This is a genomic window from Caulobacter sp. 05T431 (assembly GCF_056665975.1).
Genome location: NZ_JBFTKU010000010.1, coordinates 32,049 through 52,796, shown reverse-complemented (window position 1 = coordinate 52,796; position 20,748 = coordinate 32,049). Strand labels below are relative to the sequence as shown.

Genomic DNA, 20,748 nt, shown 5'->3' with positions numbered 1-20,748 from the left:
CGGCCCCCTAGGGCGCGATCGCCCCCGGCTCGTCGTCGACCATCGCCTTGACCAGGTCGACCACCCGGCGTCGCAGCCGGCGGTCGTTGAGCCGCGGGAACAGCCCCGCCAGTTCCAGCCCCTCGGGCGTGGCCACGAACTGGGTCATGCGCTGGGCGAAGCCATCGTCCACGGCGCCCTGGGTCGTCTCGTCCAGGCCCTCGAAGAAGTAGGACACCGGCGACTGCAGCAGGCGAGCGGCCTCGTAGAGCTTGGAGGCGCTGATCCGGTTGGCGCCGCGTTCGTATTTCTGGATCTGCTGGAAGGTTATGCCCAGGGCCTCGGCCAGCTGCGTCTGGCTCAGGCCCAGGACCTTGCGACGGATCCGAAGGCGCGCTCCGACATAGAGATCGACGGGGTGGGCCAAGTCGGAAGTGGGTTTGTCGGTCATCCGCGTCACGTTCCTCCCAGACACAGCCGACGCTCGCTTTTTGCGAGAGCGTGTGGTCCAGCTTGGTTAACACAGGATAGACCCATGCGGTTGCCTTAGTCACGCCTCTGACACACGCCGTGACGCCGCAAAATGGCCCGCCGGGCTTGACGTTTGGCGCGGGCGAGGGTGTCTGCCGCCCATGGAGACCAAGCCTCGCGCGCGGGTGGCGGTGGCCGGCGCCGGCGCGATCGGATCGGCCGTCGCCCTGACCCTGTCCCGCGCCCAGTTCGACGTCACGCTGTTCGACCCCGATCCCGCCGGCGACAACGCGTCCAGCGTGGCCGCCGGCATGCTGGCGCCGGTGGCCGAGGCGGTGTTCGACCCCGTCTCGACCCCGCATCTGGCGGTGCTGCGGCGCGCCCGCGACCTGTGGCCGGCCTTCGCCGAGGGGCTGGACCTGCCGATCCTCCGTGAGGGCCTGAGGGTCGAGGGGCGGGCGGAGTGGCTGGCCGACATCGCCGCCCGCTTCGAAGCCCTGGGCGCCGCCTTCCAGCGCCTGGGCGGGGCCCTGGTCGACGCCGAGGACTGGAGGGTGGAGGCCCGGCCCGCCCTGGCCGCCCTGCGCGCCGCCTTCGAGGCTCTGGGCGGACGCGTCCAGCCCCGGGCCTTCGTCGCCGACGACCTGCCAACCTTCGACGCCGTGGTGCTGGCGACCGGCGCGGCCGACGCCGGCGGCCTGGCGCCGGAACTGGCGGCGTTGACCCCGATCAAGGGCCAGATCCTGCGGGCCGATCGCGGTCCGGCGACCGGGCCGGTGATCCGCGGCGAGGGGGTCTATATCTGCCCCGGCGAGCGCCCGGCGATCGGCGCCACCATGGAAGCCGGTCGCGACGACCTGACTGTCGACCCCTCGGCCACCGACGCCCTGCGCGCGGCGGCGATCCGCCTGCGTCCCGAGCTGGCCGAGGCCGTCCTGACCACCGAGGTCGGGGTGCGGGCCGCCACGCCCGACGGCCTGCCCCTTGTGGGCTGGAGCGCGACGCCCGGCGTGATGCTGGCCGTCGGCGCGCGCCGCAACGGCTGGCTGCTGGCCCCGCTTGTGGCCGMGTTGGTCGCGTCGTATCTGAAAGGTGATAACCCAGGCCCGGACGCCGCGCTGTTCGACGCGCGGCGCTTCTCGAGGACCTGAGGCGCAACAAGAGTAGGGCAGGGGCGGATGAGCGGATTCTGGTTGACCGAGGAACAGGAAGCCATCCGCGAAGGGGTCGCCAAGCTGTGCGCCGGCTTCGACGACGAATACTGGCGCCGTACCGACGAGACCGGGATCTTCCCCGAGGAATTCGTGGCCGCCATTGCTCAAGGGGGATGGCTGGGCGTGGCCATGCCCGAAGGCGTCGGCGGGGCGGGCCTGGGCCTGACCGAGGCGGCGATCATGATGCAGACCGTGGCCCAGTCGGGCGCGGGCTTCTCGGGCGCCAGCGCCATCCACCTGAACATCTTTGGCCCCATGCCGATCGTGAAGTTCGGCACCGACGAGCAGCGCCAGAAGCACCTGCCGCGCCTGATCTCGGGCGAGGACAAGATGTGCTTCGCGGTGACCGAGCCCAATTCGGGCCTGGACACCTCCAGCCTGGAGACCCGGGCCGAGCGCACCAATGACGGCTACGTGCTGAACGGCCGCAAGATCTGGACGACCGGCGCCCAGCGGGCCAACAAGATCCTGATCATCGCCAGGACCACGCCCAAGGACCAGTGCGCCAAGCCGACCCAGGGCCTTTCCCTGTTCTACACCGACCGCGAGAAGATCGAAGCAAAGCCGATCCCCAAGATGGGGCGCAAGGCCGTCGAGTGTAACATGCTGTTCATCGAGGACCTGTTCGTGCCGGCCGACGACCTGGTCGGCGAGGAGGGCAAGGGGTTCTCTTACCTGTTGCACGGCCTCAATCCCGAGCGGGTGCTGTTCGCGGTCGAGGCCATCGGCCTGGGCCGCGCCGCCCTGTCCAAGGCCACGACCTACGCCAAGGAGCGCGTGGTCTTCGGCCGGCCGATCGGCCAGAACCAGGGCGTGGCCCATCCGCTGGCCAAGTMGTGGGCCGAGCTGGAGGCCGCCAACCTCCTGGCCTTCAAGGCCGCCGCCCTCTACGACCGCGGTCAGGACTGCGGGGCCGAGGCCAACGCCGCCAAGTACCTGGGCGCCGAGGCCGGCTTCACCGCCTGCGAGAGCTCGGTGCTGGCCCACGGCGGCATGGGCTACGCCAAGGAGTACGACGTCGAGCGCTACTTCCGCGAGGCGATGATCGCCCGGATCGCCCCGATCAGCCGCGAGATGATCCTGAACTTCATCGCCGAACGGGTGCTGGGTCTGCCGAAGAGTTATTGAGGGGCGCAGCGGCTCACCCACTTGCCCCCACCTGACCGCTTCGCGGTCTGTCCGCCCCCATAGGGGGCGGAGGCCGAAAACGTGGGCCCTCTTCCCCCTATGGGGAAGACGATCGCGAAGCGATCCGTAGGGGGCAAGGGGGTGTGATCTCACCCCACCCGCATCGAAAGCTCCACGTCCTCGGCGAACGGCACGGACAGGTAGCCGCCGCCCGGGGCGCGCACGCGCTCCAGGTATTCGGGGCAGTAGTCGGCGTTGTCGGCGACGATCAGGGCGCCGGGGCGCAGGCGGTTCTCGAGCCGGTCCAGGATGTCGGAATACAGCGCCTTGGCGCCGTCCAGCAGCACCAGGTCGATGGTCTCGGGCAGGTCGACGCCCAGGGTCTGGAGCGCGTCGCCTTCGCGGATCTCGACCAGGTCGATCAGGCCGCCGGCCGTCAGGTTCGCCCGCGCCCGGGCCGCTTTGGACGGTTCGAACTCGCTGGTGATCACCCGCCCGCCGCCGTTGTCGCGCAGGGCCGAGGCCAGGTACAGGGTCGACAGGCCGAACGAGGTCCCGAACTCGACGACCGTCCGCGCCTTCAGGCTGCGGGCCAGCATGTAAAGCAGCAGGCCCGTCTCGCGCGAGACGGCCAGGGGGAAGTCCTTCATCTGGCTGTAGAAGTCGAGATAGTCGGTCTTGCTGCGCATCAGGCGCGCGTGGTCCTCGGCCGTCAGGGCGGCGGCGGCCGGGTGGTTCATCGGCGAGCTGGCGTCGGCCTCGGCGAACAGGCGGTCCAGCAGCGGGGCCACGGGGGCCGTGGTCAGGGTGGTCATGGGTGTGATCCGGTCTCGAAAGGCGCGTCCTTGCGCCCCTTCAGAAATGCGACTAATCCGTCAGGTTTCCTATTCGCATTGCCGGGACGCCCCGTGACCGAACGATCAAGTCCCCGGATTTCCTCGAGAAAGCAGCCTCGCCAGGCCCGCTCGACCGAGCTGGTCGCGGCCATACTGGAGGCGGCGGTTCAGGTTTTGGCGAAGGAGGGCGCGGCCCGGTTCACCACGGCGCGGGTGGCCGAGAAGGCCGGGGTCAGCATCGGGTCGGTCTACCAGTACTTCCCCAACAAGGCGGCGATCCTGTTCCGCCTGCAGACCGACGAATGGCGCCAGACCACCGACCTGCTGCGCGCCGTGCTGGAGGACGGCTCGCGACCGCCGCCGGAGCGCTTGCGGGCCCTGGTCCACGCCTTCGTCCGCTCCGAATGCGAGGAGGCCCAGATGCGCGTGGCGCTGAACGACGCCGCCCCGCTGTATCGCGACGCGCCCGAGGCCCAGGAAGTGCGGATCTGGGGCGGCGACATCGTCCGCGCCTTCATGGCCGAGGCGCTGCCGGCGGCCGACGAGGCGACGCGGCTCCTGGCCGGCGACCTGATCAAGACCACCCTGAGCCAGGTGGGCAAGTCGTTCTCGGAGGCGCCCCGCACCGACGCGGAGATCGCGACCTACGCCGACGCCATGGCCGACATGTTCTGCGCCTATCTGGCTGCGCTCGCGCGCAGTTGAAGCGGCGAAAGCCCCGGGCGGCCGCATGGAAGGCTGGCGGCGACCCGGGGCTCCCCCGTGACCGATGGACTTCGCCGGCCGCTTCATGCACGCGCCGGCCGGCGCTCCTTCCGGTCCTTCGGGCCGCCGCCGAGAGGCGAGGCGGCGGCCCCTAGCTCTAGCCCTCGGCCGCGTTGAAGCGGATCGGGATACGCACGCTGGCCCCATCGACGGCCTGGCCGTTCTCCATCTGCGGGCTCATCTTGAAGAACCGCGACAGCTTGATCGCCGCCTTGCCGAAGCCTTCCTCGGCCGGGGTCTMGTCCAGCACGCTGCAGGCCTGGATCGAGCCGTTGGCGGCCACCGTGCAGTTCAGGGTGGCCATGCMGCCGACGCCCCGCCGCACCGCGCTTTCCGGATAGAACCGGCTGAACTCGGCGGCCCCGGGCTTCTTCAGCCAGTTGGGTCGGGTGATCACCCGGGGCTGGGGCGGATCGACCACGGTCGGCGGTCCGGGCGGCAGGTCGGTCTTCAAGTCCACCGGACCCGAGCCTGGCGGATCACGCGGGCCTTCCACTGGCTTGACCGGCAGCGGATCGACCGTCGGGGTCGTGACCAAGGTCGGCTTGTGGATCAGCGGCGGGTTCGAGGTCTGGGTCTGCGGGATCGGCTTCTTGGGCTCGGGCTCGGGAGGATCGTAGAGCGGGACCTCGATGATGGGAGGATCGGAAATCACCGTCGGGGGAGCCACCCACTTCTGATAGGCCAGGTAGGCGAACAGGCCGGCGTGGGCGGCCGAGACCACGACCAGGGCCGCGACCAGAGCCTTGGGCGCCTTCCTGGGCTTGGCGTCCAGGCCGGGAATGTAGGAACCGACAGCGCCTTCGTACGCAACCATGACAACCTCCTTTGGCGTCGACCGTCCGGCGGAGCGGGGTCGATGGAGGAAGCCTGTCACGTGGAATTACGTTTGTAAATATTACGAGCGTAGAATTTTTACACGCGTAACTGTGGCAACCCGCCACAGGCAATTTCTGCCGGGTCGGCCCGCATGGTTAATCCGTGATTAACCATGCGCGTCCACATCTTCGGGCATGGCGAATGTCACCTCCATCCGCAGCGTCGTCGAGTCGGCGATCCAGCGCGCGTCCAGCGCGACGGGCGTCGATTTCTCGTTCCTGATGGGCGCGGCCAAGCGCGAGAGCGGCTACAATCCCAACGCCAAGGCGCGGACCTCGTCGGCCTCGGGCCTGTTCCAGTTCGTGGACCAGACCTGGCTGTCCACCCTGAAGAAGCACGGCGCCAAGTACGGCTACGCCCGCTACGCCGACCTGATCCAGCAGGGCTCGGACGGCAAGTATCGCGTGGCCGGCGACGAGGCGCGCAAGGCCGTCCTGGGCCTGAAGCTCGACCCGCACGCCGCCTCGCTGATGGCCGGCGAGCTGGCCAGCGACCACGCCTCGTACCTGCGCGGCCGGGTGGGGCGCACGCCCACGGCCGGCGAGCTCTACGCCGCCCACTTCCTGGGGCCGCAGGGCTCGGCCCGGCTGATCGAGGCCGTGGGCAGTTCGCCGGGCGCCAGCGCCGCGGCCATGTTCCCGGACGCCGCCGCCGCCAACCGCTCGATCTTCTATCGCGAGGGCCGCGCGGCCACGGTCAGCGAGGTCTACGCCAACCTGACCCGCACCGGCGGTGGAGGCGGCGAGGTCCCCGTCGTGCCGGCCGCCCCGGCCGCCGAGACCGACCAGGGCTTCCTGCAGTACGCCACCGGCCGCCGGCTGGAGCGCATCCAGCAGCAGCAGGAGCTGGTCAGCCTGATCCTGCGTGGCCCGCAGGACGCCGACAACGGTTTCAGCCTGGCCTCGAACGGCGGCTCCTCGACCCAGCGCATGGCCAGCTCGATGTTCTCGGCCGAGATGCTGCGTGTGTTGTCCGACGCGAACGACAAGACCTCGCGGTAGGGGGCTCAAGCCCTACAAGAATCCGCTCATCCCGGCGAATGCCGGGACCCAGATCCTACGGCGGTGTGGCGGGTTGGAAGAACTCGGAGCTTTTGGCGTCAGCCTCAAAGCCATCCCATCTGGGTCCCGGCATTCGCCGGGATGAGCGGTTTGAGGGTTAGCGGGCCGAGCTAACCCCTGCGATCTCATCCACCGACCAACCGATCTCGGCCAGCACCGACTCCGTATGCTCGCCCAGCCCAGGCGCCGGGCCGCGCGGTCCGTCCTCCGCGCCCGGGAATCGCGCCGGGCCCGCCGGCGCCGGGAAAGTCCCTCCGCGCCCGTCGGGGGTCTCCACGAAGCAGCCGGCCGCCTTGGCTTGCGGGTCGCTGACCAGGTCGCGCGGCGTCTGCCAAGGGGCCCAGGTCAGGTCGCCGGCGTCGAGCGCGGCGGCCGCCTCTTCGTAGTCCATGGCCCCGAACGCCTCGTCCAGGATGTCGACCAGGGCTCCGCCGTTCTCGCGCCGCAGGCGGGCGCCGGCGAAGCGAGAGTCGTCGACCAGCTCCGGCCGGCCCGCCGCCGTCGCGATCCGCGCCCAGTCGCTGGACCCCTGGCGGGCCAGCAGGCAGATCCAACGCCCGTCGCGGGTCCGGAAGAAGTTGGCCAGCGGCTGCACCGCCTCGCGCCGGGGGCGGGTGGAGGCCAGCTTCCCGAACCGCAGCTGGATGGCCATGTCCGAGCCGATTGCATAGACGCCGGTGCGCAGCAGCGAGGTCTCGACCAGCCGGCCGACACCGGTCCGATGCCGCTCGTGCACCGCCGCCAGGATGGCCGACACCGTCGCCAGCGAGGTCACGTGGTCGCCCATTCCGGTGCGCAGGGGGAAGGGCTCGGCGCCCTTGGCGGCGGTGATCGCGCCCACCCCGGCCCGCGACCAGAAGGCGGCCACGTCCATGCCCGGCCGGTCGGCGTCGGGACCCTCCAGGCCATAGCCGGTCAGGCTGCAGTAGATCAGGCGCGGATTGACGGCCTTGAGGCTCTCGTAGTCCAGGCCCGCCCGCGCCAGGCCGGCGGGGCGGACATTGGTCAGGAAGATGTCGGCGTCCTTGACCAGGGCCTTGGCGGCTTCGCGCCCGGCGTCGGTGCGGATGTCGAGCACGACCGAGCGCTTGCCGCGGTTGTCGAGCTCGAAGATCGGGTTGGCGGCCTGGTCCGAGCCCAGGGTGTCGAAGAAGCCCCGCATCGGGTCGCCGTCGGGCGGCTCGATCTTGATCACGTCGGCGCCCCAGTCGGCCATGATCCCGGCCGCGCCGGGGGCGGCGATATAGGTGGCCAGCTCGATGACCCGCAGATCGCGCAGCATCCCGTCCTCCCGTCTGGTTCTTGTTGCGGACAGCATGCGCGATCCAAACGCTTGTTGGAAAGAGTTTCGCGTCAGGCGTCGGTCCGAGCGGCGATTGCCTTAAAGATTGTATTTCTCAAACATTCCCCTTATGGGTGTGTTCGCTACATCCAGCTTCGTTGCGTACCCCGGCCGCGACGAGCGAGCGATCGCCTCCCGCGGCACGTGGCGCCAACCAGACAAGGGAGAACACCATGGTCGCCGTCATCGTGGACGAGATGCGCTGCATCGACTCGTCGGATTCCGCCGACGACATCTATCTGATGACCTTTCGGGGCAACACGACCGCGCCGTTCGACAGCAATGTCGCGGTGAAGGGACCGGGGAACTTCTGGGACGACTTCGACGCCCAGGAGGTTCGCAAGCTGGACATCCCCATCGCCCAGTTCCGCAACGACGCGGTCTATGTGGTGATGCTGGTCGACCAGGACAGCGGCCGCGACATCGACACCGAGGCCCTGGGCCTGTGGAAGACCATGACCGACGTGGCCTGGAAGGCGGTGATGATCGCCCAGACCGTCGCCGGCCAGGCTACGGGCGCCGAGCCGCAGCGGGCGGCCGCCGCCGCCGCCATCGTCAACGCCTTCCTCGGCGCGGCCAGCGCCACGATCCGCGCGCCGAAGGATCCGGACGACCGCATCGGCCTGCCCCGGCGCCTGGTCGTCTCCCCGGGCAAGCCGACGGTGATGGACTTCAAGGAGAGCGGCGGAGACGGCCACTACAAGGTGACCTTCAAGGCCGCCTGAGCCTAAGCGACGGCGGCCTGGCCGTTCGCGCCGCCCTTGCGATCGATGGTCGCCGCGTCGGCCACGGCGCGGGCCACGGCCGCGACGCTGACGGGCTTGCGCAGCACCGTGTCGGCGCCGGCGTCCAGGCACTCGCGGGCCTCGTCGGCGTCGCCCCCGATCACCGCCACGATCGGCACCTCGCGATTGGCGGTCTCCAGCGCGCGCAGGGCGGCGGCGGTCTGGGGGCCGTCCAGGATCGGCATGCGGCCGTCCAGCATCACCAGGTCGAAGTCGCAGATGCGGGCCAGGTCCAGGGCGCGGCGGCCGTTCTGGGCGTGGACCACCTGGTGGCCCAGCTGCTCGAGGATGGCGCGCAGCATGGCCGCGTTCAGGGCGTCGTCCTCGGCGATCAGGATGCGCAGGTTGCGCGGCGGCGCGCCGGCGGCCTCGACCACCGGGGACGCCTCGCCGTCGACGGGCTCGATCTCGCGGATGGCGTTCTCGTCGAAGGGCAGGGTCAGGGTGAAGCAGCTGCCGACGCCGACGGCGCTGGTCGCCTCCAGGGCGCCGCCCATCAGCCGGGCCAGCTGGCGCGACAGCGACAGGCCCAGGCCGGCGCCGTTGACGCCGGCCCCGGTGCGCTCGACGCGCTGGAACGCCTGGAAGGCCTGTTCCATCTCTTCGCGCGACAGGCCCGGACCCGTGTCGGCCACCTCGATGGCGATCAGGTTGTCGCGCCGCTCGACCCGGACCTCGATCCGGCCGCGCACGGTGTACTTGACCGCGTTGCCGACGATGTTGGCGATGATCTGGCGGGTGCGCAGGGGATCGCCCATGGCCGCGCCCAGCTGGCGGTGCTCCAGGTCGGGCTCGACGTGGACGACCAGTTCCAGGCCCTTGGCCACGGCGTGCGGGCGGTCCAGCAGCACCAGGTCGCGGATGAGGCGCACAGGCTCGAAGGCCACGCTCTCGACGGCCAGGCGGCCGCTTTCGGCGGTCTCGGAATCCAGGGTGGCGTTCAGCACGGCGACCAGGTCCTGGGCGGCGTCCAGGGCGGCGTTCAGCTGTTCGCGCGACGGCGCGGCGCGGCCGCCCTTGCCGGCGGCGGCGGCCAGCACGTGGGTCACGCCGGTCAGGCCGTTGCGGATCTCGTGGCTGAGGGTGGCGACGATGTCTGATTTGGAGCGGGCGGCGCGCTCGGCGGCCTCCAGCACGTTCAGCCGCTCCTCCAGCAGGGCCTCGTGGGCCAGGGACAGGGCGTGCTGGCGGCGCAGCATCCGGTTGAGGATCAGCGACAGGACCATGGATAGGGCGATGGCCCCGAACGCCATGCCGMCGGCCTGCTCGCTCTGGGGATGCGAGAACAGCAGGTACAGCGGCCCGGCCGCCGCCAGCGGGGCGGTCAGCAGCAGGGCCAGCAGGTAGGGGGCGGCGAAGAAGATGCAGACCACGGCCGCGCCGGCCGACAGCAGCAGGAGGGTTTCGCGCGCGGGGCCGGACCCGTCGGCGAAGACGGCCATCTGGCACACCGCGACGGCCCACAGCAGGCCCGACATCACGTGCACCCGGGCGCGACGGTTCAGGTCCTCGGCGGCCGGGCTGCGCAGCCAGGCGACCACGCCGTAGAAGATGCCCCAGTTGATGGCGAACACGGCGAAGCTGATCGCCATCCAGCCGGCGTTCTCGGCGAACGAGCAGGCCCAGACATAGATCGGCAGGGCGACGGCGAAAACGGCCAGCGCGTAGGGCAGCAGAGCGGCCTGGGCGTCGAGCGCCAGACGGGCGTCGTCGCCGCCGTTCGCGGGGGTGTTTTGTCGGCGCTCGGCGAACAAGGACTGATTCCTCGGCTGGTGAGCCCAGACCCTAGAGGATCGCGGTTTGCGCCGGGTTACGGCTTATCGTTAACGAGCGCCGCCAGGAGGGCAAACAATCGTTAAGCATAACGGGGGATGATCCGATTCCCCGCTGTCCGTGGGGACTGGGAAGATCGATGGCCACCACCCGCGCCGCCCTGACCGAACACGACATCCGCATGCTGGTGAAGGGCGCGACGCCGGACGAGCGCGCCCTGGCCGCGCACAAGCTGTGCCGCACCATCGACCGCGCCGAGCTGGACGACGAGCAGCGCGCCCTGGCCGCCGAGATCCTGCGGGTGATGGCCGCCGACGCCGCCGAACTGGTCCGTCGCGCCATGGCCGTGACCCTGCGCAATTCGCCGACCTTGCCGGCCGACGTCGCCAATCGCCTGGCCCGCGACGTCGAGAGCATCTCGCTGCCGATCATCAGCTTCTCGCCGGTGTTCAGCGACGCCGACCTGGCCGAGATCGTCCGCCTGGGCGGACCGGTGCGGCAAATGGCCGTGGCCAAGCGCCCCAGGCTGTCGCGCAAGGTCGCGGCCCTGCTGGTCGAGCAGGGCGGCGAGGAGGTGGTCGCCACCCTCTGCGCCAACGACAACGCCCGGATGTCCGAGGGCGCCCTGCAGCGGGCGCTGGAGCGCTTCGCCAAGTCCGAGAAGGTGCTGACCGCGGTCGCCTATCGCTCGTCCCTGCCGCTGTCTGTGACCGAGCGCCTGATCGACATGGTCGGCGACCAACTGCGCGACCACATCCTGGCCACGCACCCGCTGTCGGCCGAGCGCACCCTGGAGCTGATCCTCGACACCAAGGAGCGGGCGACGATCGACCTGGTCGACCAGGCCGGGCGCTCGGTCGACGCCAAGGCCTTCGCCGCGCACCTGAACAGCGTCGGGCGGCTGTCGCCGTCGCTGCTGCTGCGGGCCCTGGCCCACGGCCACATGACCTTCTTCGAATGGGGCGTGGCCGAGCTGGCCGGCGTTCCGCATCACCGCACCTGGCTGATGATCCACGACGCCGGCGAGCTGGGCCTGAAGGCGATCTGCGAGCGGGCCGGCCTGCCGCCGCGCCTGCAGCCGGCTTTCCGCGCTGGCGTCGACGCCTTCCACGCCCTGGAATACGACGGCCGCCCCGGCGACCGCGAGCGCTTCCAGGAGCACATGATCCAGCGCTTCCTGACCGCGGCCCCGTCGGTCTCGCGCGAGGACGCCGACTACCTGCTGGACCGCGCGGACCAGCTGGGCGAGCGGGCGAAGACGGCCGCGGCGGGCTAAACGCCCGTTCGAAACCTCTGGCCGTCACCGCTCTTCGGCGCCAACCTCGTCCGATGACAGAGCGTCCCGTCGACCCGATCCGCCCCGCCGCCACTATCCTGCTGCTGCGCGACGAGCCTTCGTTCGAGGTGCTGATGGTCAAGCGGCACCACCAGATCGACTTCGCGGCCGGCGCCCTGGTCTTCCCGGGCGGCAAGAGCCATGCGGGCGACCACGATCCGGCCTGGACCGACCACGCCACCGGCTGGGAGAGCGTCGAGGCCGACGGCGCGCCGCTGCGCATCGCCGCCATCCGCGAGGCCTACGAGGAGGCCGGCGTCCTGCTGGCCCGTGACGCCTCCGGCGAGGTCTATGCCGGCGAGGCGGCGATCGATGTGCGGGCGGCGGTGGCCGAGGATCGCCTGCCGTTCCTCGATGTGGTCCGCGAGTTGGGGCTGAAGCTGGACCTGTCGGCCCTGACCGTCTTCGCCCGCTGGATCACTCCGCCGCTGATGGCCAAGCGCTTTGACACCTGGTTCTACGTCGCCCATGCCCCGTCGGCGCAGCTGGCGGTCTGCGACGGCCACGAGGCTGTCGACGCCGAATGGATCGCGCCGGGCGAGGCATTGGCCCTGGCGGAGGCGGGCGAGCGGAAGGTGATCTTCCCGACGCGGATGAACCTGCAGCTGCTGGCCGAGAGCGCGGGCGCGACGGCGGCGATCGAGACGGCGCGGGCGCGGCCGCTGGTGACGGTGGAACCGTGGGTCGACGGGGCGTCGCTGCGGATCCAGGCGGATGCGGGGTACGGGGACGTGGCGGAGCCGTTGTCGGCGTTGTAGGCGCCGCCGAGGCGCGGACTTTCGAAAGTTTGCGATGGGGAGGCAAGCATCCGCGAGGTGGCGACGACGACGGCCAGCTGTCACGTCCCAGGAAATGGCTATCGCATGCCGAATTGTCCGAAGTTCCACCTTCGCGGGGAGCCGCCATAGACATCGTCTAACTCTTTGAACCAGCCTTCTTTAAGCACGGGAATGACCGGGGGGAGGGTACCTTCGTAGCGTACCAAATAGTAGTCTCGCTTATCCGGGTCATATTTTGCAGAGACTAGAAGCCTAGTGTGGCCCGTATAGCCGCCACCCAGCGTATTCTCGTGCATGATCAAATCACCGGAGCGAACCTCGTTCAGCTCTATCTTGCGGCTGTTTTCGATCACATTGATTGCGCCAAGCTGTTCCAGCATGAATGCTCGCTTTGCTAACCAGTCGTCGCTCCGCGGGTCGTAGGTTAGCCAGCGCTTCCGATTGCCAGGCGGTCCGTCGAAATCAAACAAGCGGATTGGAAGGTGTCGATTAGCTGAGAACGTGATCAGTGCGTCGAGTGCAAGGTCTGCACAATCTACTTCTTTCGGGTAGTTGTGCGCGAAGTCCGGCACGAACGCAGCAAAGTCCAATTGGTCCTGGTTCGACCACTTCAATGGTTGAGGTTGCGCATGTGCCCGATGGCTGGAGATCAGCCAAGTCGCGCTGACACCCGCGATAAACGACCGTCTGCCGAACGATGCATTGATCATGGGCCGCCCCGAACGTTCGTGATCCGCTCGTTGCAGCTTAACTATGAAATTGTGCCTAGACCAAGTGAAATGCAACGTGAAGAATGTTTTTTGCCAGAGTTGCAATCAATAGGTGAGCTTGGGGCCGGCAGGGTAAAGCCCTAGACCGCCCCTTCTGCCGCCCCTTCGGCAAACCCCTTGAGCCGCGCAGCGATGACCTCGCCCACCGCCTCCACGGCCGCCCGCCGGGGATAGTGCGCCCGCCAGGCGATCCGCACCGTTCGCCCGGCCTTGGCCGACAGCGGCCGCAGCACGATGCCGGCGTCCTGCGCCGCGCCGGCCGCGAGGCCCGGGATCAGGGTCGTGCCATAACCCGCCGCCACCATGTTCAGCAGGGTCGGCAGGCTGGCCGCCCGCAGGGGGCCGCCCAGGGCCGCGTCGCCGCCGCAGGCCTCCACCGTCTGGTCGCGCAGGCAGTGGCCGTMGGCCAGGACCAGGATGTCGCGCGCCAGGTCGGTCTCCAGGATCACCGGGCGGCTCGCCAGCGGATGATCGGGGGGGAGGGCGGCCAGGAAGGGCTCGGCGAACAGCGGCAGGCTGACCAGGTCGGGGCCGTCCTCGTCGGTGGCCAGCAGGGCGGCGTCCAGTTCGTGGGCGCGTAGGCGCTCCAACAGGGCCGAGGTCTGGTCCTCCCACGGCTCCAGCTCGAGGGCGGGCAGGGCTTGGCGCAGCGGCGCGAAGACCAGCGGCAGCAGATAGGGGGCCAGGGTGGGGATGATGCCCAGCCGGAAGCGTCCCGACAGCGGGTCGCGCAGGTTGCGCGCGGTAGCCAGTATGGCCTCGGCCGCCGTCACCGCCGCGCGGGCGTGGCCGATCAGCCGCAGGCAGGCTTCGGTCGGGGCCGCGGTTTTGCTGGAGCGCTCGAACAGCGTCACGCCCATCAGGTCTTCCAGCTTGCGGATCTGCACCGACAGGGTGGGCTGGCTGACGCCGCAGGCCTTGGCGGCGCGCCCGAAATGCTCGTGCTCGGCGACGGCCAGCAGGTAGCGGAGGTCACGGAGGTTCATAGGCATAGCCTATCACGCTCATTAGACCTTGACGCTTCTCTTTATCGTGGAGTTGGGCGAACAATCGCGTCGCAATCCGGGGGGAAAACACTCACGCCGGCCTTTGGGTCAGGCGATCAGGGACGCAACAGCGGAGGAACAGAACGATGGATGCGAAGGTCGAAGACAGCATTCAGGGCCAATGCCCGATGGGACATGGTCCCCGCAGCACCAACCGCGACTGGTGGCCGAAGAACCTGCGGCTCGAGAGCCTCAATCAGCATGCGCCGCGCTCCAACCCGATGGGCGAGGCGTTCGACTACGCCAAGGCGTTCAAGAGCCTGGATCTCCAGGCGGTGATCGCCGACCTGCACGCCCTGATGACCGACTCCCAGGACTGGTGGCCGGCCGACTTCGGCCACTACGGCGGCCTGATGATCCGCCTGGCCTGGCACAGCGCGGGCACCTATCGCACCACCGACGGCCGCGGCGGCGCGGGCGGCGGCCAGCAGCGGTTCGCCCCGCTCAACAGCTGGCCGGACAACGCCAACCTCGACAAGGCCCGTCGCCTGCTGTGGCCGATCAAGCAGAAGTACGGCGCCAAGTTGTCGTGGGCCGACCTCTATGTGCTGGCCGGCAACGTCGCCCTGGAGTCCATGGGCTTCAAGACCTTCGGCTTCGGCGGCGGACGGGCCGACCAGTGGGAGCCGGAGGAGCTGTTCTGGGGTCCCGAGGGCTCGTGGCTGGGCGACGAGCGTTACAGCGGCGAGCGCCAGCTGCACTCGGCCCTCGGCGCGGTGCAGATGGGCCTGATCTACGTCAATCCGGAGGGGCCCAACGGCAATCCCGATCCTGTCGCCGCCGCCCATGACATCCGCGAGACCTTCGCGCGCATGGCGATGAACGACGAGGAGACCGTCGCCCTGATCGCCGGCGGCCACACCTTCGGCAAGACCCACGGCGCGGGCGACCCGTCGTTCGTCGGTCCCGAACCCGAAGGCGGCGAGATCCATGACCACGGCCTGGGCTGGCGCAGCAAGCACGGCACCGGCGTTGGCGCCGACGCGATCACGTCGGGGCTGGAAGTCACCTGGAGCCAGACCCCGACCAGGTGGAGCAACCACTTCTTCGAGAACCTCTTCAAGTTCGAGTGGGAGCTGACCAAGAGCCCCGGCGGCGCCCAGCAATGGGAGGCCAAGGACGCGCCGGCCGACGTCCCGAACGCCTTTGGCGGCGCCGCTCAGAAGCCGCGGATGCTGACCACCGACCTGTCGCTGCGCTTCGATCCCGAATACGGCAAGATCTCGCGCCGCTTCCTGGAGAACCCCGACCAGTTCGCCGACGCCTTCGCCCGCGCCTGGTTCAAGCTGACCCACCGCGACATGGGTCCCAAGGGCCGCTACCTCGGTCCGCTGGTGCCCGAGGAGACCCTGATCTGGCAGGACCCGATCCCGGCCGTGGACCATCCGCTGGTCGACGCCTCGGACGTCGCGGCCCTGAAGCAGAAGATTCTGGCCTCGGGGCTTTCGGTCTCCGAGTTGGTGTCGACGGCCTGGGCCTCGGCCTCGACCTGGCGCGGGTCCGACCGCCGGGGCGGCGCCAACGGCGCGCGCATCCGGCTGGCGCCGCAGAAGGACTGGGAGGTCAACAACCCGCCGGTCCTGGCTAAGGTGCTGGCGGCGCTTGAGGGAATCCAGAAGGACTTCAACGGCTCGGCTTCGGGCGGCAAGAAGATCTCGCTGGCCGACCTGATCGTGCTGGGCGGCGCGGCGGCGGTCGAGAAGGCGGCCAATGACGCCGGCGTCTCGGTCGACGTGCCTTTCGCCCCGGGACGCGCGGACGCCTCGGCGGAACAGACCGACGCGGACTCGTTCGCGCCGCTGGAACCCCGCTCCGACGGCTTCCGCAACTACCGCAAGGCAGGCGACCACTTCATGTCGCCCGAGGAATCCCTGGTCGACCGGGCCCAGCTGCTGCGGCTGAGCGGGCCGGAGATGACCGTCCTGGTCGGCGGCCTGCGGGTGTTGGGGACAAACGTCGGGGACGCCAAGGCGGGGGTCTTCACGAACCGCCCGGGCGCGCTGACGAACGACTTCTTCGTCAACCTGCTGGCCATGGGCACCACCTGGAGCCCGACCGCCGTCAACGCCTTCGCCGGCCACGACGGCAAGTCCGGTGATCCGCGCTGGACGGCCACGCGCGTCGACCTGATCTTCGGCTCCCACGCCGAGCTTCGGGCCTTCGCCGAGGTCTACGCCGCGTCCGACGCCCAGGAGAAGTTCGTGAAGGACTTCGTCACCGCCTGGAACAAGGTGATGAACGCCGACCGGCTCGACTTGGCGGCCTGATACCCACCGGGCGCGGCCACGAGGTCGCGCCCGAACGTCTTTGAGCGTTCGGACCAGGCCGCGGCGGCTCAACGACCGCGGCCGGTTCGGGCGCCTCTGGGAGGACGCCCCAATGCCACATGCGGTGGAAGCCGCGTTGCGGGAGGAGCTGCGTCGCGCCGGCCTGGCCGKCCACGGCGCCCTGCCGCGCCTGCTGGCGCTGCTGCGCGCGTCGCCGGAAGAGCACCTGACCCTGACCGAGGTGGCCGAGCTGGTCGCCGAAGCCGGGGTGGCGGTGACCTCGGGCGACCTGGCCCGCCAGATGGAGCTGCTGGCCGACCATGGCCTGATCGGCCGCCTGGCCACCACCACGGCCGAGCTGGTGTTCGACACCGTGGCCGAGCCGCACTCTCACCTCGTCTACGAGGAGTCCGGCCAGGTGGTGGACCTGCACGTCTCGGCCGACACAGTGCTGGCCATGGTCCGCGAGGCCTTGGTCCAGCGGCCGGGCAGCGTGGAGATCCTGGTGCGCTTCCGACGGGAAGCGGGCGCGGTGCCCGATCCTGAAACCTAGCCCGGCGGCAGCTTCGCGCCCGCCTCGCCGACCCAGGCCACGATCTCGGTCAGCACCTTGTCCACGGCCTGGTCATAGGCGGGGACGATGGCCGACAGGCGGTTGTCGGCGGCCTTGACCCGGGCCACGAACACCTTGTCGCCCAGCAGGGCGCGGTCGTTGCTGCGGGTCATGACGGCGCGGATCTCGACCAGCACCTCGGGCGGGGCCTTGGGACCGTTCACGTAGTCGGTCTCGAACGAGCGGACCTCCAGGCGCAGGGCCATGACCGCCTTCAGGGCCTCGCCGCGGGTGACCAGGCGGGCGCTGCTGCCGTCGGCCTCGAAGGCGCGGGCCACCGCCTCGTCGAACAGCACGATGGCCGGCGACACCCAGCGGGCGTCGGCGATGTAGGCGGCCTGGCCGTCGGTCACCGACAGCAGGCGATCGCTCATCGCCGCGCGGGTGAAGACCGTCGGGGTCTTGTAGACCCCGAAGCCCTTGTCACTGGCCGGCTTCGAGCTTTCGGCCGCCACATGGCCGAAGCGGTAGAGGCCGGCCGGGTTAGACTTGGGGAACAGGCTGATGCAGCCGGTGAGGGCGACGGCCGTGGCGGCGATCGCGACCGTCCGCAGGGTGATGCGCAGCTTGCTCACGGCTTGACCTCCAGTTCCTTGGCGGGCGCCTTCCCGACCAGGGCGCGCGGGTTCTGTTCGACTTCGCTGACCAGCCGGTCCAGGGACTCGGCGGCCGATTGCAGGGTGACGACGGCCGACGACAGCTGCGGCAGGCCGGTGGTGGCGAAGTCGCTGGTCGGGCCTTCCAGCTTGCCGACCATGCCGCGCACGTCCTTGGCGGTGGCCTTCAGCTCGTCGGCGGCGTCGCCCAGGTTCTTCAGGGTGCGCTTGGCGTCGCCGTTGGCCAGGCCGTTGACCGAGTCCGACAGCTCGCCGATCCGGGTCGAGGTGGTCTCGATGCTCTGCAGGGCCTTCTGAGCGTCGGCGATGATCGCCTTGCGCTCGCGCAGTTCGGCGGTGACCGACTGGATGTCGCTGAGCGAGGCGCTGAAGGTCTTGACGTTGTCGTCCGACAGCACGCGGTTGACGCGGTCCAGGGCCTCGATGGTGCGGGTCAGCACCGTGCCGCCGCCTTCCAGCAGGTCGGACAGGGCGCTGCGCTGGCTGCGGATCACCGGCACCTCGCCGCTCCTGACCGTGCTCTTCAGCAGCGGCTTGGCGGGCGTGCCGGCGGCGATCTGAACGTAGTTCACGCCCGTGATGCCCTGGGGCTCGAGGGTGGCGAAGCTGTCGGTCTTGATCGGCACGTCCGAGGTGACGCGCACGCGGGCGATCACGCGGTTGGGGTCGGACTTGTCGAGGGCGATCTTGGTGACCTCGCCGACCTTGATGCCGTTGAAGTGCACCTCGCCGCCGTCCGACAGGCCGCGCACGGGGCCGACGAACAGCACGTCGTACAGGTCGTATTCCTGGTTGAAGCTCAGCTTGGCCAGCCAGACGGCGAAGATCAGCAGACCCATGAACAGGATCAGGGTCGCCGCGCCCACCAAGGCGTAGTTGGCGTTTCTTTCCATCAGCTCGTCCTCGGTGTGGCTTTCGGCGCCGATTTAGGCGTCGCCTGGCCGGCGGCCGCGCGCCCGCGCGGCCCCATGAAGTATTCCTGGATCCAGGGGTGGGGGTTCTTCTCCAGCTCCTGCACGGAGCCGGTGGCCACCACCTTCTTGTCGGCGATCACCGCGATCCGGTCGGTGATCTCATAGAGGGTGTCCAGGTCGTGGGTGATCATGAACACCGTCAGGTCCAGGCTGTCGGACAGGTCCTTGATCAGGCTGTCGAAGGCCGCGGCGCTGATCGGGTCCAGGCCCGCCGTGGGCTCGTCCAGGAACAGCAGCTCGGGGTCCATGGCCAGGGCGCGGGCCAGGCCGGCGCGCTTGCGCATGCCGCCCGACAGCTCCGCGGGTTTCAGGTTGCCGGCCCGGGCGGGCAGGCCGACCAGGGCGATCTTCAGGTCGGCCAGATGCTCGATCTCGCCCTTGGGCAGGCGGGTGTGCTCGTGCAGCGGCGCGGCGACGTTCTCGCGCACGGTCAGATTGGAGAACAGCGCGCCCTGCTGGAACAGCACGCCCCAGCGGCGCTCGATCACGCTCCAGCGGCGGCGAGAGGCGTCGGCCATGTCCTGGCCGAACAGCTTGACCGAACCGCCGTCGGGGACCTTCAGGCCGATGATGGTGTTGAGCAGCACCGACTTGCCCGCGCCCGAACCGCCGACCACGCCCAGCACCTCGCCGCGCTCGGCGGTCAGGTCCAGGCCGTCATGGATGACGTTGTCGCCGAACCGCGAGACCAGGCCCGTGACCCGGATCGGCGGGGCCTCGGCGGTCGACTCGGCCTCGTCCTCGACATGGGGCGTGGCCTTGGCCAGCGCCTTGGTCTGGGCTTCGGCCTGGGCCTTCGCTTCAGCCTGGGCCTTCGCCTGGGCGTCGGGCCCACCCTCGGGCGGGGGCGCGTCGGCCGGGCTCACAGGTTCAGCTCCATGTAGATCAGGGCGAAGATCGCATCGATGGCGATGATCGCGAAGATGGCGTGGACCACGGCGGCGGTCACCCGCCGGCCCAGGGACTCGACGTCGTTGCCGACCTCCATGCCCTGGCGGCAGCCGATGGCGGCGATGACCATGGCCATGACCGGGGCCTTCGACAGGCCGATCCAGTAGTGCTGCGCGCCGACGGAGTCCTGCATGCGCTGCAGGAAGAAGGTCGGCGACAGGTCGAGGACGGTCCAGGTGACCAGCATGCCGCCGGCCAGGCCCGCCAGGGTGGCCACGAAGGTCAGCAGCGGGATGGTGATCAGCAGGGCGGCGAAGCGCGGCAGGACCAGCGCCTCGTAGGGATCGACCCCCATCACCTGCATGGCGTCGATCTCCTGGTTCATCTTCATCGAGCCGATCTCGGCCGCGAAGCTGGAGGCCGAGCGGCCGGCCAGGAGGATGGCGGTGATCAGGATGTTGAACTCGCGCAGCACCGAGATGCCGATCAGCTCGACCGCGAACACCTGGGCGCCGAACTGGGTCAGCAGGTTGGCGCCCAGCAGGGCCACGACCGCGCCGATGAAGAAGGTGGTGGTGGCCACGATCGGGATGGCGTCCAGGCCGGCGCGTTCGGACAGGGCCACCACCGGCGCCCAGCGGATGCGGCTGGGCTTGGCGATGCAGCGGGCGATGGCCACCAGCAGGTGACCCAGGAAGGCGGTGGTGCTGTAGAGGTCGTCGCCCAGCCCGTAGACGCCCCGGCCGATGCGCTCCAGCAGGGCCAGGAAGCCCTTCTGCGGGGGCGCGGCCTCGGGCTCGACCTGGATGGCGTCGTCGACCAGTTGCAGCAGCCGCAGGGTGCGGGGACCGGCCTTGATCTTGCCGGCGCTGATCCGGCCGTCGGCGGCGCGGATGATGGCGTAGGCCCCGGCGGTGTCGCAGCGGGTGATGTCGCGCAGGTCCAGATCGACAGCGTCCGACCCTTCCATGGCCTGGACGAGCCGCTCGCCGGCGTCGACCATGCCGCGGGCGGTCCAGTCCCCCGAGAGCACGGCGGTCTTGTGACCGGCGGTCTCCTTGAGGGTGAAATCAGCCGGAGCGCCCATGAAGTGTCGTCGGTCCCTCTATCCGCCGTCGAACCTTATCAGGCCTTCGACCAAGCCCAAACGTGCCAAGGCCTGGCTTGTTGCAACGCTTGTCGCGCTAGGAATAGGCGGGTGCGGCGCCGCGCGCCAGCGACC

The 20,748-nt window shown here is 69.7% G+C and carries 20 protein-coding genes; 9 read left to right on the top strand and 11 right to left on the bottom strand.

The annotated features are described in order from the left end of the window. Positions 1-7: 7 nt before the first annotated feature. Positions 8-430: a helix-turn-helix domain-containing protein gene (locus AC1U89_RS11150; RefSeq protein WP_479899771.1), complete on the bottom strand. Its 423-nt coding sequence runs from the start codon at positions 428-430 to the stop codon at positions 8-10. Between the two features lie 181 nt (positions 431-611). On the opposite strand from AC1U89_RS11150, the gene AC1U89_RS11145 reads away from it, so the two are divergent. Together AC1U89_RS11145 and AC1U89_RS11140 are read left to right on the top strand one after the other, a co-directional pair. Continuing rightward, a complete protein-coding gene (locus tag AC1U89_RS11145) occupies positions 612-1,601 on the top strand; it encodes an NAD(P)/FAD-dependent oxidoreductase (protein ID WP_479899770.1) in 990 nt (329 codons plus the stop codon). Positions 1,602-1,628: 27 nt separating this feature from the next. Beyond that, on the top strand, positions 1,629-2,792 hold the full coding sequence (locus AC1U89_RS11140) for an acyl-CoA dehydrogenase family protein (RefSeq protein WP_479899769.1): 1,164 nt from the start codon (positions 1,629-1,631) through the stop codon (positions 2,790-2,792). Positions 2,793-2,941: 149 nt separating this feature from the next. On the opposite strand, the gene AC1U89_RS11135 is transcribed toward AC1U89_RS11140, so the two are convergent. Continuing rightward, positions 2,942-3,607, bottom strand: coding sequence for an O-methyltransferase (locus AC1U89_RS11135; RefSeq protein ID WP_479899768.1), 666 nt, complete (start codon positions 3,605-3,607; stop codon positions 2,942-2,944). 93 nt (positions 3,608-3,700) lie between these two features. Between AC1U89_RS11135 and AC1U89_RS11130 the strand changes: the two genes are divergently transcribed. Further along, positions 3,701-4,333, top strand: coding sequence for a TetR/AcrR family transcriptional regulator (locus AC1U89_RS11130; protein ID WP_479899767.1), 633 nt, complete (start codon positions 3,701-3,703; stop codon positions 4,331-4,333). Between the two features lie 157 nt (positions 4,334-4,490). Here AC1U89_RS11130 and AC1U89_RS11125 read toward each other — a convergent pair whose 3' ends face one another. Next, the gene (locus tag AC1U89_RS11125) at positions 4,491-5,210 is read right to left on the bottom strand and encodes an energy transducer TonB family protein (protein ID WP_479899766.1); all 720 of its coding nucleotides are present in this window, start codon (positions 5,208-5,210) and stop codon (positions 4,491-4,493) included. Positions 5,211-5,406: 196 nt separating this feature from the next. Here AC1U89_RS11125 and AC1U89_RS11120 point away from each other — a divergent pair, with 196 nt between their 5' ends. Continuing rightward, a complete protein-coding gene (locus tag AC1U89_RS11120; RefSeq protein ID WP_479899765.1) occupies positions 5,407-6,273 on the top strand; it encodes a transglycosylase SLT domain-containing protein in 867 nt (288 codons plus the stop codon). A gap of 157 nt (positions 6,274-6,430) precedes the next feature. Here the strand turns inward: AC1U89_RS11120 and AC1U89_RS11115 are convergent, their stop codons facing one another. Beyond that, positions 6,431-7,615: a CaiB/BaiF CoA transferase family protein gene (locus tag AC1U89_RS11115; protein ID WP_479899764.1), complete on the bottom strand. Its 1,185-nt coding sequence runs from the start codon at positions 7,613-7,615 to the stop codon at positions 6,431-6,433. A gap of 233 nt (positions 7,616-7,848) precedes the next feature. Between AC1U89_RS11115 and AC1U89_RS11110 the strand changes: the two genes are divergently transcribed. Then, positions 7,849-8,400: a hypothetical protein gene (locus AC1U89_RS11110; protein ID WP_479899763.1), complete on the top strand. Its 552-nt coding sequence runs from the start codon at positions 7,849-7,851 to the stop codon at positions 8,398-8,400. 2 nt (positions 8,401-8,402) lie between these two features. Here the strand turns inward: AC1U89_RS11110 and AC1U89_RS11105 are convergent, their stop codons facing one another. Beyond that, positions 8,403-10,214, bottom strand: a complete 1,812-nt coding sequence (locus AC1U89_RS11105; protein WP_479899762.1) for an ATP-binding protein — start codon at positions 10,212-10,214, stop codon at positions 8,403-8,405. Between the two features lie 158 nt (positions 10,215-10,372). Here AC1U89_RS11105 and spbR point away from each other — a divergent pair, with 158 nt between their 5' ends. Both spbR and AC1U89_RS11095 read left to right on the top strand, forming a co-directional pair. After that, positions 10,373-11,509 carry a SpbR family protein gene (spbR, locus tag AC1U89_RS11100; RefSeq protein ID WP_479899761.1) on the top strand — a complete coding sequence of 379 codons (1,137 nt, stop codon included), beginning with the start codon at positions 10,373-10,375 and terminating at the stop codon, positions 11,507-11,509. 53 nt (positions 11,510-11,562) lie between these two features. Then, positions 11,563-12,327: an NUDIX hydrolase gene (locus AC1U89_RS11095; protein WP_479899760.1), complete on the top strand. Its 765-nt coding sequence runs from the start codon at positions 11,563-11,565 to the stop codon at positions 12,325-12,327. Between the two features lie 98 nt (positions 12,328-12,425). Here the strand turns inward: AC1U89_RS11095 and AC1U89_RS11090 are convergent, their stop codons facing one another. Further along, positions 12,426-13,058 carry a hypothetical protein gene (locus AC1U89_RS11090; protein WP_479899759.1) on the bottom strand — a complete coding sequence of 211 codons (633 nt, stop codon included), beginning with the start codon at positions 13,056-13,058 and terminating at the stop codon, positions 12,426-12,428. Between the two features lie 140 nt (positions 13,059-13,198). Continuing rightward, on the bottom strand, positions 13,199-14,104 hold the full coding sequence (locus tag AC1U89_RS11085) for a LysR substrate-binding domain-containing protein (protein ID WP_479899758.1): 906 nt from the start codon (positions 14,102-14,104) through the stop codon (positions 13,199-13,201). A gap of 146 nt (positions 14,105-14,250) precedes the next feature. Here AC1U89_RS11085 and katG point away from each other — a divergent pair, with 146 nt between their 5' ends. After that, on the top strand, positions 14,251-16,431 hold the full coding sequence (gene katG, locus AC1U89_RS11080) for a catalase/peroxidase HPI (protein ID WP_479899757.1): 2,181 nt from the start codon (positions 14,251-14,253) through the stop codon (positions 16,429-16,431). A gap of 112 nt (positions 16,432-16,543) precedes the next feature. Further along, positions 16,544-16,984, top strand: a complete 441-nt coding sequence (locus AC1U89_RS11075) for a transcriptional repressor (protein WP_479899756.1) — start codon at positions 16,544-16,546, stop codon at positions 16,982-16,984. Here AC1U89_RS11075 and AC1U89_RS11070 read toward each other — a convergent pair. From AC1U89_RS11070 to AC1U89_RS11055, 4 genes are all read right to left on the bottom strand, one after another. Beyond that, positions 16,981-17,619, bottom strand: coding sequence for an ABC-type transport auxiliary lipoprotein family protein (locus tag AC1U89_RS11070; protein WP_479899755.1), 639 nt, complete (start codon positions 17,617-17,619; stop codon positions 16,981-16,983). The two genes, AC1U89_RS11075 and AC1U89_RS11070, sit on opposite strands and share 4 nt — an antisense overlap. Next, positions 17,616-18,554 (bottom strand): MlaD family protein, encoded by a 939-nt coding sequence (locus AC1U89_RS11065; RefSeq protein WP_479899754.1) that lies wholly within the window; start codon positions 18,552-18,554, stop codon positions 17,616-17,618. Before AC1U89_RS11065 ends, AC1U89_RS11070 begins: the two co-directional genes overlap by 4 nt. Next, entirely contained in the window at positions 18,554-19,402 is an 849-nt protein-coding gene (locus AC1U89_RS11060) for an ABC transporter ATP-binding protein (RefSeq protein ID WP_029907106.1), read from the bottom strand. Before AC1U89_RS11060 ends, AC1U89_RS11065 begins: the two co-directional genes overlap by 1 nt. 95 nt (positions 19,403-19,497) lie before the next feature. Continuing rightward, positions 19,498-20,613: an ABC transporter permease gene (locus AC1U89_RS11055; protein WP_479899753.1), complete on the bottom strand. Its 1,116-nt coding sequence runs from the start codon at positions 20,611-20,613 to the stop codon at positions 19,498-19,500. Positions 20,614-20,748 lie beyond the last annotated feature (135 nt).